Origin of the sequence: Burkholderia multivorans ATCC BAA-247, assembly GCF_000959525.1 — a bacterium.
GTDB lineage: Bacteria > Pseudomonadota > Gammaproteobacteria > Burkholderiales > Burkholderiaceae > Burkholderia > Burkholderia multivorans.
In genome coordinates this window covers 2,986,617-2,999,750 of the sequence record NZ_CP009832.1, presented here as the reverse complement: position 1 = coordinate 2,999,750, position 13,134 = coordinate 2,986,617, and the positions used below count along the sequence as shown (strand labels likewise).

The window sequence follows — 13,134 nt, the reverse complement described above, 5'->3', positions numbered from 1 at the left end:
AAACGAAGCGGATATTGTAAGGGTGTCCGTCGCGCCGCCGGCACGCGGGTACACCCGATTCATGCGAATCACACATGGATTCATTTCACAAATGAATTTGTGCGATTACGCCGATCGCGATGCAATGGCGGATTCCCCGCGCGCGGGGACGCATTCCATTCGTTTTCGACGAGGTAGACCGATGACTGATTTCAACTGGCACAACCCGTATCCGACGCCCCGTATCCCGGTGTTCGCGCGCAACGTCGTATCGACGTCGCATCCGCTCGCCGCGCAGGCCGGGCTGCGGATGCTGTGGAAGGGCGGCAACGCGGTCGACGCGGCGCTCGCGGCGGCCGCCGCGATCACGGTCGTCGAGCCCGTATCGTGCGGGCTCGGCGGCGATGCGTTCGCGCTCGTCTGGGATGGCGGCAAGCTGCACGGCCTGAATGCGTCGGGCGTCGCGCCGGCCGCGTGGAGCGTCGACTATTTTCGCCGGCGCCACGGCGAGGACGCGCACGGCATCGCGCGCAAGCCGACGCGCGGCTGGGACACCGTCACGGTGCCCGGCGTGATCGCGGGCTGGGAAGCGCTGCACGCGAAGTTCGGCTCGCTGCCGTTCGCCGACCTGCTCGAGCCGGCGATCGACATCGCGCAGCGCGGCTATTCGGTGTCGCCGATCGTCGCGCACAAGTGGGCGGCCGCCGTGCCCGAGCTGCAGGGCCTGCCCGGCTTCGCGGAGACCTTCATGCCGCGCGGCCGCGCGCCGCTCGTCGGCGAGCGCATGTGCCTGCCCGGCCATGCGAAGACGCTGCGCACGCTCGCGAACGAAGGCGCGCGCGCCTTCTACGAAGGGGCGCTCGCCGAGCAGCTCGTCGCGTTCGCGCGCGAAGGCGGCGGCGCGCTGAGCGCGGAAGACTTGCGCGCCTATCGTCCGGAATGGGTCGAACCGATCGGCAAACGCTTCGGTCGCCATACGATTCACGAAATTCCGCCGAACGGACAGGGCATCGCCGCGCTGATCGCGCTCGGCATCGCCGAGCACGCGGGCGTGACGGACTGGCCCGTCGACTCGGCCGATTCGCAGCATCTGCAGATCGAGGCGATGAAGCTCGCGTTCGCGGACGTCTACCGCTACGTTGCCGATCCGCGCGCGATGGAAGTCACGCCCGGGCAGATGCTCGACGACGCCTATCTGGCGGCGCGCGCAAAGCAGATCGACCGCATGCGCGCGACGCACTTCGAGGCCGGCCGCCCGCATTCGGGCGGCACGATCTATCTGTCGGCCGCCGACGAACGCGGGATGATGGTCAGCTTCATCCAGTCGAACTACATGGGCTTCGGCTCGGGCCTCGTCGTGCCCGGCGCGGGCATCGCGCTGCAGAACCGCGGGCACGGCTTCTCGATGGACCCGGCGTCGCCGAACGTGGTGGCCGGCGGCAAGCGGCCGTTCCACACGATCATCCCGGCGTTCGTGACCGAGGAGGCCGGCGGGCGCACCGAGGCCGTGATGAGCTTCGGCGTGATGGGCGGCGACATGCAGCCGCAGGGCCATCTGCAGACGATCGTCCGGATGCTCGGCTACGGGCAGCAGCCGCAGGCCGCGTGCTGCGCGCCGCGATGGAAGGTCAATCGCGACTTCACGCTCGACGTCGAAGCGACGATGGATCGCGCGACCGTCGAGGCGCTGGCGGCGCGCGGCCATACGATCAAGTCGATCGACGATCCTTACATGGATTTCGGCTCGGGCCAGTTCGTGTGGCGGCTCGATCCGGACGATCCCGATCGCGGCTACGTCGCCGCGAGCGACAGCCGCCGCGACGGTCTCGCCGCCGGTTTCTGACGGATTCCTTTCCGCTGTCGCGATGAGCGGGCGGCCGAACGGCCGCCCGTTTCGCTTGGCGCGCGCGATTCGAATGACGCGTCTAACATTCGGCAATGGACGTCGCGGAACTGCGTCAGGCGGGTATGGTCAGTGCTCTGAAGCACGAACTTCAAAGTCCGGCTAAGATGCCGTGATGATGGTTCGGCCGGACCAGCCTACTATAAACGCAAGCAAAACGCCGCCCGCGGTCGGTCGCCGTGCCGAAGGCACGGAGGGCCGCCCGGTGCGACGTCTGGGAGCGCACCACCATGCACACTGAAACGACGCATGTCATGCCGTGGCGAATCGAAGACATCGACCTCAACCGGATCGATCGTCAGCGCGCGGCCGCGAACGAGGACTTGCTGCTGCTGCTGTGCGCAGCGTCGTTCATCGAGAGCGGCTCCGATCTGTACACGAGCAATCTGAGCGAGTTCTTCAACGACGATCCCGAAGTGTCCGCGTGGCTCAACAATGCATGGGAGCACGAAGAATTGCAGCACGGCCGCGCACTGAAGGCCTACATCGCGCACGTGTGGCCCGAGTTCGACTGGGATACGGCGTTCGCAAACTTCTTCGACGAGTATTCGAAGACGTGCTCGGTCGAAGCGTTCGAGAAGACGCGCGCGCTCGAGATGGTCGCGCGCTGCGTCGTCGAGACGGGCACGGCCACGCTGTATCGCGCGATCAACGAGTGCTCGGACGAGCCGGTGCTGAAGGAAATCACCGACAACATCCGCACCGACGAAGTGCGCCACTACAAGCACTTCTTCAAGTTTTTCAAGAAGTACAACCAGCTCGAAGGCAACGGCCGCCTCGCGGTGCTCGGCGCGCTGATGCGTCGCGTGATGGAAATCAAGAACGAGGATTCCGAGATCGCGCTGCGGCACGTGTTCGCGGTGCGGTATCCCGATCGCGTCGGCGACAGCGAATACAGCCGTGCGCGTGTCGCGCGCATCAACTCGCTCGTGCGCCGCAATCTGTCGGCCGACATGTGCGTGAAGATGCTGCTCAAGCCACTCGATCTGCCCGCGAAGATCCAGCCCGGCGTGCACTATCCGCTCACGAAGATCACGCAGCACGTGTTCTTCCGCTGATCGACAACGTGGGGCCGCGGCCGCTATGCTGCGGTTCCGCCGTTTACTGCCAGCCGGCTTCGCCACCATGACCGCATCCCATCGCCACGCGCTTGAACAATGGACGTTCGACGCGTGGCCGCCGGCCGTCGTCTCGCTGTTCGACGGCACTGCGCTCGAGCGTCACGCCGATTTCGCCGCGTCGCTGCTCGTCGCCACCGACGACGGCCAACTGCGCACGACGCTGCTGAGCGTCGGCGAAATCTATGCGCGCGATCCGCGCACGCTGCTGCTCGCGCTATGGCCGCAGTCGCGTGCGGCGCGCGCGCTCGCGCAGCGGCGTGCGGCCGCGCTGACGCTCGTTGCGGACGACGCGTTCTATCAGGCGCAACTCAACGTCGTGCCGCTCGAAGGGGCGTTCGGCGGATTGGCCGGCTTCGCTGCGACGATCGCGCACGGCGATGCGCAGCGCGTGGGCTATGCGCGTCTCGCGACGGGTGTCACGTTTGCACTGGAAGGGGAGCGCGCCGCGGTGCTCGCACGCTGGCAGCGCCAGGTCGAGCACCTGCGACGCGCGGCTGCACGGCTTCAGTGACCGCGCTGGCCGCTGCGTGACGAACGATTGCGGTTCGGGTGCGCGGCGTTGCCGTTCGACGGACGCGCGCCGTTGCCGTTCCCGCCGCCCTGCGGGCGCGGCTTTGCGGCCGCCTTCGGCTTCGGTGCCTGGCCGTCGCGCTTCGCGCCGGGCTGCTGGGCGGCGCCGCCGGCGCGCGGCGCGCGATTGCCGCCACCGCCGCCGCCATTGCCGCCACCGCCGCGCGGCTGCTGGCCGCGACGCTGCTGGATCGGCTCCGGCTTCGCATTCGGATCGGGCTCGAAGCCCGCGATCACTTCACGCGGAATCTCGCGCTTGATCAGCCGTTCGATGTCGCGCAGCAACTGCTTCTCGTCGACGCACACGAGCGACACGGCTTCGCCGGTCGCGCCTGCGCGACCCGTGCGGCCGATGCGGTGCACGTAATCCTCGGGCACGTTCGGCAGATCGAAGTTGACGACGTGCGGCAGCTGATCGATGTCGATCCCGCGCGCGGCGATGTCGGTCGCGACGAGCACCTGCAGCGTGTTGTTCTTGAACTCGGCGAGCGCGCGCGTGCGGGCCGACTGGCTCTTGTTGCCGTGGATCGCCATCGCGCTGATGCCGTCCTTGGTCAGCTGTTCCGCGAGCCGGTTCGCGCCGTGCTTCGTGCGCGTGAAGACGAGCACCTGGAACCAGTTGTGCTCGCGGATCAGATGCGTGAGCAGTTCGCGCTTGCGATCGCGGTCGACCGGATGGATCTTCTGCGCGACCGTCTCGGCGGTCGTGTTGCGGCGCGCGACCTCGATCAGCGCCGGCGAATCGAGCAGGCTGTCGGCGAGCGCCTTGATCTCGTCGGAGAACGTCGCGGAGAACAGCAGGTTCTGGCGCCGCGGCGGCAGCTTCGCGAGCACGCGCTTGATGTCGTGGATGAAGCCCATGTCGAGCATCCGGTCGGCTTCGTCGAGCACGAGGATGTCGAGATCCGACAGGTCGATCGTCTTTTGCTGCATGTGATCGAGCAGGCGGCCAGGCGTCGCGACGACGATGTCGACGCCGCGCTTGAGCGCATCGATCTGCGGATTGATGCTGACGCCGCCGAACATCACGGTCGAGCGCAGTTTCAGATACTTGCTGTACGCACGCACGCTTTCCTCGACCTGGGCGGCGAGTTCGCGCGTCGGCGTGAGGATCAGTGCGCGCACGGCGCGCCTTGCGCTGCGATGCTCGGTGTAGAACGTGTGCAGGCGCTGCAGGATCGGCAGCGTGAAGCCTGCGGTTTTGCCGGTGCCGGTCTGCGCGCCGGCGAGCAGATCGCCGCCGCCGAGGACTGCAGGAATGGCCTGCTGCTGGATCGGGGTCGGCGACGTGTAGCCGAGCTCGTTGACCGCCTTGACGAGCGGTTCGGCCAGGCCGAGAGATTCGAAAGACATAGATACCACGCTTGAGTTTTATGATCGGCGATGCGCGTCGCGCGGCCCGCGCGGGGAAAACCGGCATCGCCAAAAGCAAAAGGGCGCGGCCGCGGTTTCCCGCAGCCGCGCCCCGTTTGTGTGAGCCGCTTCTTAGTCGAGCGGTGCGGAACGCAGATCGCTGACCTGTTGCGGCGAGATCGGCGTACCGTTGTTACCCCACGACATCCGGATATACGTGACGACCGCCGCGACTTCCTGGTTCGACAGCGACTGCGCGAACGGCGGCATCCCATACGGACGCGGATTCTTGAACGTGCTCGGCGGATAGCCGCCATTCAGCACCATGCGGATCGGGTTGACTGCCGATTCCATCACGATCGAATGGTTGCCCGCGAGCGGCGGATACGCAGGCGGCTTGCCGGCGCCGTTCTCGGCGTGGCAGGTCGCGCAGTTGTCTGCGTAGATCTTCTTGCCCTGCTCGAACAGTGCATTGCCGAACTGCTTGGACGGCTCGTACTGCATGTTCTTCGGCGCTTCGGCCTTCTGCGGGATCGACTTCAGATACGTCGACATCGCGCGCGTATCTTCGTCGGTCATGTACTGAAGGCTGTTGTGCACGACGTCGGCCATCGGACCGAATACCGCACCCTTGTTCGACACGCCGGCCTGCAGCAGGTCGGACAGCTCCTGCACGTGCCAGTCGCCGAGGCCGAGTTCCTTGTCGTTGGTCAGCGACGGCGCGTACCAGTTCTGCAGCGGGATCAGGCCGCCGGCGAACGCTGCCGAGTTGACCGGACCGCCCATCATGTTGATCGACGTGTGGCACATCGAGCAGTGGCCGAGGCCTTCGACGAGATAGGCGCCGCGGTTCCATTCGACCGACTTGGTCGGATCCGGCTTGTACTCGCCTTCCTTGAAGAACAGCGTGCGCCAGCCGATCAGCAGGTTGCGGTTGTTGAACGGGAACTTCAGTTCATGCGGACGGCTCGGCACCGAAACCGGCGCGACCGAGCGCAGGTATGCGTAGATCGCGTCCGAATCCGCGCGCGTGACCTTCGTGTAGCTCGCGAACGGGAAGCCCGGGTACAGCAGGCTGCCGTCCTTCGAACGGCCCGTGTGCATCGCGCGGTAGAAGTCGTCCGATGTCCACTTGCCGATACCGTTCTGGTCGTCCGGCGTGATGTTCGGCGTGTACATCGTGCCGAACGGCGTCGCCATCGGCAGGCCGCCCGCGAACGGCTTGCCGCCGCGCACGGTGTGGCACGCGATACAGTCGCCGACGCGCGCGAGGTATTCGCCCTTCTTGATCAGCGCGGCCTGATCGGCCGGCGTGGCCGCGACGGCGGAAGCGCCATGCAGCGTGTCGTTGCCCGACCAGAGCACGGGCACGAGAGCCGCTGCCGCGACGATCGCGACAGCCGAGAGTGCAAACAGGGACTTGCGTTTCATTGTGTCTGTCTCCCTTGCCTTATTGCGGTTCGCTGCCGCAGGCGAGCGGAGTCTTCATCGAACGCGCCGGAGCCGGCACGGGGTTGGCGGGCGCCGGCTGCGCGGCGAGCCATGCCGTCACGGCCGTCACGTCTTCGTCGGAAAGCTTCGATGCGATGTCGTGCATGCAGTCCGGTGCCTTGGCGTGGCGGTTGCCCGAACGCCATGCGCCGAGCTGCGCGCTCAGGTAGTCGGCGTGCAGGCCGACGAGGCCCGGGATCGCCGGCTGCATGCCGGTCAGCGCGGCGCCGTGGCAGGCGACGCAAGCCGGCAGCTTGCGCGACGGATCGCCTTGCGTGACGAGCTGCTTGCCGCGCGCGAGCGTCGCGGCCGGCAGCGTCGGTTTCGCGGGCGTCGGGTACGGCGGGCGCTCGGCCGAGAAGTGCTCGGCGATCTCGCGCAGGTAATCGTCGCTCAGATACGTGAGCAGATAGTTCATCGGCGGATACTTGCGCCGGCCGTCGCGGAAGTTGACGAGCTGGTTGTACAGGTACTCGGCCGGCTTGCCTGCCAGACGCGGGAAGTAGTCGTTGTCCGTGCCCTGGCCGTGGACGCCGTGGCATGCGGTACAGCCGCGCACACGCTCGGCCATCGTATCGGGTGCCTTGAGCGGCGCCTGCTGCGCGTGGGCTTGCTCCGTGGGCTTGGTCTGCGCTTGGGCAGCGCTCGTAAGGCCCGCTCCGCCGATCAACAGAACGGCGAGCAGCGGACGGATGAGGCGTCTTGAAGACACACGAGACTCCATGTTTATTCGTCGGGGACCTGTCCGGGCTACGATCGGCTCGGCATGACGGCAGGACAGCCGGGCTGCTGCGACGCGGCATTCTATCATCGATGGGTAATGACGGCTATTTGGCAAAAGGACATCGGTTCCTGTCTGTTTCCGACTTGCGACAATTTGACGCGCATCGTGCGCAGGCCGCGTGAACCGGCGTGCGTTTTGTCCATCGAAGACCGTACACTCGCGGGTCGCGCCGCGTCCGCGTGCCGCCGACCCAGTCATTTCTCCCGTTTTTCCGGATTTCTCGATGACGTTTCTTACCGTGCCGTTGCCCGTTTTTCGCTGTCCGTCCCGCCGCCCGTCCTGCGTTCGCCGTGCGGCGAACCTGCCGTTCGCGGGAGGGTGCGCACGATGAGGATCGACAGCTTGTGGATCGGGCAGGTCGCGCTTGCCGCGCTGATGGATGCGGCGTTTGCGATGGCGGTCGGCTCGGCGCTGCTGAAGGGCTGGCTCGGCAGGGACGGCGCACGGCCCGTCGTCGCGCCCTCGCATCCGGCGTGGGTGCGCGCGCAACATTCGCTCGTCGCGGCCGCGCTCGCGCTCGTGCTCGCGGATCTCGGCTGGCTCCTCTACGAAGCCGCGTCGATGAGCGGTGCGGGGCTCGGCGGCGCTTTTGCGGCGATGCCGACCGTGCTCGCGCAGACGCATGCGGGCTTCGCGTGGAGCGTCGCGTTCGGCGGTGCGGTCGTGCTCGCGATCGTCGCGCTGCTGAAGCCGGACGGCACGTTCGCGCACGCGCTGCTGTGGCTCGCGGTGATCGTGATCGCGGCCGGCAAGGCGTCGCTCGGCCATGCGGCCGATGTGGGTGCGCTGTCGGCCGCCGTCGGCGTGCAGACCGTGCATCTGCTCGCCACCGCCGTATGGGGCGGCGTCGTGCTCGCGGGCGGGCTCGCGGTGTTGCCGGTGCTCGGCTCGTCGGTTGCGCGCGGCGCGCTGATCCGCATCGGCCAGCAGATGTCGCGCACGTCGGTGATCGCGGTCGTGTTCGTGCTCGGCACCGGCGTGCTGAATGCGGTGCGCGGCCTCGGCGGTTCGCTCGCGCCGCTCGACGGCAGCACGTGGGGACGCGTGTTGCTGCTGAAGCTGCTGCTCGTCGCGCTCGCGCTCGTGCTCGGCGGGCTGAACCGCTTCTCGGCGCTGCCGCGGCTGCGTCGCACCGCGTCGACCGAGGATGCGCATACGTTCCGCAACATCCTGCATCTCGAGGCGCTGACGATGATCGGCGTGTTCGTGGCGGCGGCCGTGCTGTCGTTCAGCGTGCCGGGGTTCGCGGCGCTCGGATGACGGCGCGCGTGCGGCGCGCACAATGAAAAAGGCCGCCGGTCGTTCGACCGGCGGCCGTATCGCGTTCGACGCATCGCGCGGACTCGTTCCGCGCGCGATGCGCCTCGCCTCTCATCTCACCACTCGGCGACGCTGCCGTCCGTGTGGCGCCACACGGGATTGCGCCAGCGATGGCCGGTCTTCGCCATCTCGCGCACCTTCTCCTCGTTCACGTCGATGCCGAGCCCCGGCCCTTGCGGAATCGCGACGAAGCCGTCGTCGTAGCGGAACACTTCCGGATTGCGCAGATAGTCGAGCAGATCGTTGCCCTGGTTGTAGTGGATGCCGAGACTCTGCTCCTGGATGAACGCGTTGTAGCTGACCGCGTCGAGCTGCAGGCACGCGGCGAGCGCGATCGGTCCGAGCGGGCAGTGCAGCGCGAGCGCAACGTCGTAGCTTTCGGCGAGCGTCGCGATCTTCCGGCATTCGGTGATGCCGCCCGCGTGCGATGCATCGGGCTGGATGATGTCGACGTAGCCGCCGGCGAGGATGTGCTTGAAGTCCCAGCGCGAGTAGAGCCGCTCGCCGAGCGCGATCGGCGTGTTGGTCTGATTCACGATGTCGCGCAGCGCCTCGGCGTTCTCCGACAGCACGGGCTCCTCGATGAACATCAGCTTGTACGGATCGAGTTCCTTCGCGAGCACCTTCGCCATCGGCTTGTGCACGCGGCCGTGGAAGTCGACGCCGATTCCGACGTGCGGGCCCACCGCGTCGCGCACGGCCGCGACGTTCGCGATCACCTGCTCGACCTTGTCGTAGGTATCGACGATCTGCAGCTCTTCCGAACCGTTCATCTTCACGGCCTTGAAGCCGCGCTCGACCACCGCGCGCGCGTTGTTCGCGACGTCGCTCGGCCGGTCGCCGCCGATCCACGAATAGACCTTGATGCGCTCGCGCACCTGGCCGCCGAGCAGCGCGTGCACGGGCACGCCGTGATGCTTGCCCTTGATGTCCCACAACGCCTGATCGACGCCCGCGATCGCGCTCATCATGATCGGGCCGCCGCGGTAGAAGCCCGCGCGGTACATCACCTGCCAGTGATCCTCGATCAGTCGCGGATCCTTGCCGACCAGGTAGTCGGCGAGTTCGTGCACGGCGGCTTCGACCGTGTGCGCGCGGCCTTCGACGACCGGCTCGCCCCAGCCGACGATGCCCTCGTCGGTTTCGATCTTGAGGAACAGCCAGCGCGGCGGAACGATGAAGGTTTCGAGGCGGGTGATTTTCATGTCGCGAGTCTCCAGGATTGACCGGCGTGCCCGATGGGCGCCACGCCGGCCGCATGCTTTCGCGTTATCCTAGCGTAGCGCGTTAAAAAATAGTATTAATAGCACTATTGCGCACATAGTGGGCAACCGCGCCCGACGGAGAACGATCATTCAACGCGATTTGCATGGACAAACGGCCTTCCGGCTCGCGACGGCGATCCTGCGCGGCGACTATCCGCCCGACTCGCTGCTGCCGCGCGAGCCCGACCTGATGGCGATGTTCGGCGTGAGCCGCACGGTGTTGCGCGAAGCGTTGCGCACGCTGACGTCGAAGGGGCTCGTCGAATCGCGTCCGAAGGTCGGCACGCGCGTGCGCCCGCGTCGCGCGTGGAATCTGCTCGATGCCGATCTGCTCGACTGGTATGCGCGCGTCGCGCCGGCGCTGTCGTTCGCGCTGAAGCTGCAGGAGATGCGCGAAATGATCGAGCCGCATGCGGCCGCGATGGCCGCGCGTGCGCGGGCCGTGGATGCGATCGCGGCGATCGACGAAGCGTTGGGCGCGATGGCCGCCGCGCGCAACGTCGACGAATGGGTGCGCGCGGACCTGCGGTTTCATCTCAGCGTGCTCGAGGCGGGCGGCAACGAGTTGCTGGTGCCGCTCGGCGCGCTGATCGATCGCACGCTCGAAGCGCAGTTGCATCTGAATGCGCGGCGCGCGCACGTGTACAACGCATCGCTGGCCGAGCATGCGGCGGTCGGCGATGCGATTCGCGCGGGCGACGCGGACGGCGCGCGTCGCGCCATGGCGGCGCTGCTCGCGGTGACGCGCGCGCGCATCGAGCAGTCGTGATGGGGGCGCCCCGCTAGGGGCGCCGGCGAGCGGTGCTCGGCGAGGGGCGCTCGGCTAAGGGCGCTCGGAGATCGGTGCCCGGAAAGGGCGCCCGGCTAGGGGCGCCCGGCTAGGGGCGCCCGGCTAGAAGCGCGCCGCTAACGGCGCCCGGCAACGAGCACTCGCCCTTCGCACCGTTCGCTACGCGTTCGCGCAGCCGCCCGGTTTGAGCACGCGCTGCGTCGACGCCGGATATTTCTCGAGCAGGGCGGCGGGCCGCCTCGGGCGCGCGACCAATTCGCCGCTGCAGTTCGGGCAGCGGCCTTTCAGGACGGTGTCGGCGCAGGTCGCGCAAAACGTGCATTCGAACGTACAGATGCGGGCATCCACCGAATCGGGCGGTAGATCCTTGTCGCAGCATTCGCAGCCGGGGCGCAGTTCGAGCATCGCGGTTTCCTTGGTCGGGACGGTCGGGGCCTGCGCCGCCGGGCGGCGCAGCTGCACGCTACTGTACGCGCGTGGCGCGGCGCGGCCAATGGCGGCCCAGGGCGAGTTCACGCCGCTGGCGCCTGTGCACGGCGGCGATCGTACTCGGTCTTGTCGACCGGCTCTGCATCGCGGCGGCCCAGCTCGCTCATCGCGATGCGATAGGTTTCGCGGGCGCTGAGCGCGGCCAGCGCGGCGATCACGGTGATGCCGAACGCGATCGCGCCGACGGTCAGCCAGATGTGCGTCGCGCCGGGCGGCGCGACGGCCGTAAACAGCGCCGGCAGCATCGCGGTGATCGCGGTGCCGACGTTCTGCGCGATCGCCATCGCCGAGACGCGCGTGCGCGTCGGAAACAGCTCGGGGTAGAAGCTCGGGAAGACCGCGTTGTAGCCCTGGTAGACCACGCCCCACATCAGCAGCGACATCGCGAAAGCGAGCGGGACGCTCTGGATGCTGATCGCATAGAGATAAGCGAATGCGAGCAGCCCCGAGAGCAGCGCGCCGAACACGATCGGCGGCTTGCGCCCGATCCGGTCGGACAAACTGCCGACGTACGGAATCACCAGCACCGCGACGATGTTGCCCGCGACGGGAATCCAGAGGTAGACGTCCTTCGCGAATCCGATGCCGTAGGCCGGCTGCACCGCATAGGCCGCGCCGAAGATCGTCGCGACGACCGGAATCACGTTCATCAGCGACATGCAGACCACACGCAGCATATCGGCCCAGTGGAACCTGAATGCCTCGACGACGGGCGAGAGCGCGCGCGTCTGCCGTGCTTCCTCGCCCGTGAAGGCGGGCGTCTCCGTCACGTTGCGGCGGATCGCCCAGCCCGCGAAGATCACCACGACGCTCAGCAGGAACGGAATGCGCCAGCCCCAGCTGTTGAACTGCTCGGCCGGCATGTAGTGCGCGAGCGGCAGGAACACGGCCGCCGCAAGCACCTGGCCGGCCTGCACGCCCTGCAGCGTGAAGCTCGAAAAGAAGCCGCGCCGGCCGAACGGCGCGTGTTCGAGGATCATCGAGCTTGCGCCGGAGATTTCGCCGGCCACGGCAAAGCCCTGAATCAGCCGCAGGATCACGAGCAGGACCGGCGCCAGCAGGCCAATCTGATCGTAGGTCGGCAGCAGGCCGACGCCGATCGTCGCAAAGCCCATCAGGAACATGCACGAGAGCAGCACCGTCTTGCGACCGTGCGTGTCGCCGAGGTGGCCGAGCACGAATGCGCCGATCGGCCGCGCGACATAGCCGACGCCGTAGGTCGCGAGCGACGCGACGATCGCGGTGGTCGGATCGCCTTTCGGAAAGAAGATCTGCGGGAAGATCAGCGCTGCCGCCGTCGCGTAGATGAAGAAGTCGTAGTACTCGAGCGCCGAGCCGATCCAGCCGCTCGCGGCGGCCTTCTTCGGCTGGTGTCCGGGTTGGGGTTCGCGGGCCGCGCGTGCGGTCATGGCTATCTCCGGTTTCGTTGAGGTTCTCTGCACGAATCGACGCATCGATCGCGTTCATTACAAATTGAAAGGTTAGAGGTGGCGAGGCGGGCGCGACAAGCGCAGGCGGCGGGCGCGCGTTCGATCATCGCGCGTATGCGTTCGATGATCGGACGCTTCGAGGGTTTGTCCGGGCAGGCAGTTTGCGGGGATGCGCCGCTTCGCCGATGCCGCGGTCGGCCGATTGACGATGCGTGCGGGCGATGCGCATCATGGTGCGCAACCTATGACGGCACCGCCGAGGTGTGCCGAACCCACCGGGAGACGACCATGCTGTATCACGGAAGCTGTCACTGCGGCGACGTGAAGTTCGACGTCGAGGGCGACCTGCAGGGCGTGATGGCCTGCAACTGCTCGATCTGTCGGCGCAAGGGCGCGCTGATGTGGTTCGTGCCGCGCGACCGGATGACACTCGTCACGCCCGACGAACACCTCGCCACGTATACGTTCAACAAGCACGTGATCCGTCATCGCTTCTGCAAGCGCTGCGGCATTCATCCGTTCGGCGAGGGCGTCCATCCGAACGGCACCGCGATGGCCGCGATCAACGTGCGCTGTCTCGACGACGTCGACCTCGACGCACTGCCGATTACGCATTTCGACGGCCGCTCGCACTGAGCG

12 protein-coding genes are annotated in these 13,134 nt (G+C 67.3%); 6 read left to right on the top strand and 6 right to left on the bottom strand.

The features are described 5' to 3' along the window. Window positions 1-181 precede the first annotated feature (181 nt). From NP80_RS26400 to NP80_RS26390, 3 genes are all read left to right on the top strand, one after another. The gene (locus tag NP80_RS26400) at window positions 182-1,822 is read left to right on the top strand and encodes a gamma-glutamyltransferase family protein (protein ID WP_006406527.1); all 1,641 of its coding nucleotides are present in this window, start codon (window positions 182-184) and stop codon (window positions 1,820-1,822) included. 290 nt (window positions 1,823-2,112) lie between these two features. Continuing rightward, the gene (locus tag NP80_RS26395; protein ID WP_006398364.1) at window positions 2,113-2,940 is read left to right on the top strand and encodes a ferritin-like domain-containing protein; all 828 of its coding nucleotides are present in this window, start codon (window positions 2,113-2,115) and stop codon (window positions 2,938-2,940) included. Window positions 2,941-3,007: 67 nt separating this feature from the next. Continuing rightward, window positions 3,008-3,514 carry a hypothetical protein gene (locus tag NP80_RS26390; RefSeq protein WP_006408957.1) on the top strand — a complete coding sequence of 169 codons (507 nt, stop codon included), beginning with the start codon at window positions 3,008-3,010 and terminating at the stop codon, window positions 3,512-3,514. Here NP80_RS26390 and NP80_RS26385 read toward each other — a convergent pair. The 3 genes from NP80_RS26385 to NP80_RS26375 all read right to left on the bottom strand — a co-directional run bounded on the left by NP80_RS26385 (window position 3,508) and on the right by NP80_RS26375 (window position 7,141). After that, on the bottom strand, window positions 3,508-4,926 hold the full coding sequence (locus tag NP80_RS26385) for a DEAD/DEAH box helicase (protein ID WP_045594248.1): 1,419 nt from the start codon (window positions 4,924-4,926) through the stop codon (window positions 3,508-3,510). The genes NP80_RS26390 and NP80_RS26385 overlap by 7 nt on opposite strands. 132 nt (window positions 4,927-5,058) lie before the next feature. Continuing rightward, entirely contained in the window at window positions 5,059-6,357 is a 1,299-nt protein-coding gene (locus tag NP80_RS26380) for a c-type cytochrome (protein WP_006398367.1), read from the bottom strand. Between the two features lie 19 nt (window positions 6,358-6,376). Next, complete coding sequence (locus NP80_RS26375; RefSeq protein ID WP_012467697.1) at window positions 6,377-7,141, bottom strand: c-type cytochrome; 765 nt, start codon at window positions 7,139-7,141, stop codon at window positions 6,377-6,379. A 387-nt stretch (window positions 7,142-7,528) separates the two neighbouring features. Here NP80_RS26375 and NP80_RS26370 point away from each other — a divergent pair, with 387 nt between their 5' ends. Next, window positions 7,529-8,461 (top strand): CopD family protein, encoded by a 933-nt coding sequence (locus NP80_RS26370; protein ID WP_035948073.1) that lies wholly within the window; start codon window positions 7,529-7,531, stop codon window positions 8,459-8,461. Between the two features lie 116 nt (window positions 8,462-8,577). Here the strand turns inward: NP80_RS26370 and dgoD are convergent, their stop codons facing one another. Next, the gene (gene dgoD, locus NP80_RS26365; protein ID WP_006411652.1) at window positions 8,578-9,726 is read right to left on the bottom strand and encodes a galactonate dehydratase; all 1,149 of its coding nucleotides are present in this window, start codon (window positions 9,724-9,726) and stop codon (window positions 8,578-8,580) included. Window positions 9,727-9,844: 118 nt separating this feature from the next. On the opposite strand from dgoD, the gene NP80_RS26360 reads away from it, so the two are divergent. Then, a complete protein-coding gene (locus NP80_RS26360; RefSeq protein WP_006411641.1) occupies window positions 9,845-10,555 on the top strand; it encodes a FadR/GntR family transcriptional regulator in 711 nt (236 codons plus the stop codon). Window positions 10,556-10,735: 180 nt separating this feature from the next. Here the strand turns inward: NP80_RS26360 and NP80_RS26355 are convergent, their stop codons facing one another. Together NP80_RS26355 and NP80_RS26350 are read right to left on the bottom strand one after the other, a co-directional pair. Then, window positions 10,736-10,981, bottom strand: coding sequence for a DUF1272 domain-containing protein (locus tag NP80_RS26355; protein ID WP_006411648.1), 246 nt, complete (start codon window positions 10,979-10,981; stop codon window positions 10,736-10,738). Between the two features lie 107 nt (window positions 10,982-11,088). Next, the gene (locus NP80_RS26350; protein WP_006411645.1) at window positions 11,089-12,474 is read right to left on the bottom strand and encodes an MFS transporter; all 1,386 of its coding nucleotides are present in this window, start codon (window positions 12,472-12,474) and stop codon (window positions 11,089-11,091) included. 309 nt (window positions 12,475-12,783) lie between these two features. On the opposite strand from NP80_RS26350, the gene NP80_RS26345 reads away from it, so the two are divergent. Further along, window positions 12,784-13,131 (top strand): GFA family protein, encoded by a 348-nt coding sequence (locus NP80_RS26345; RefSeq protein WP_006411649.1) that lies wholly within the window; start codon window positions 12,784-12,786, stop codon window positions 13,129-13,131. Window positions 13,132-13,134 lie beyond the last annotated feature (3 nt).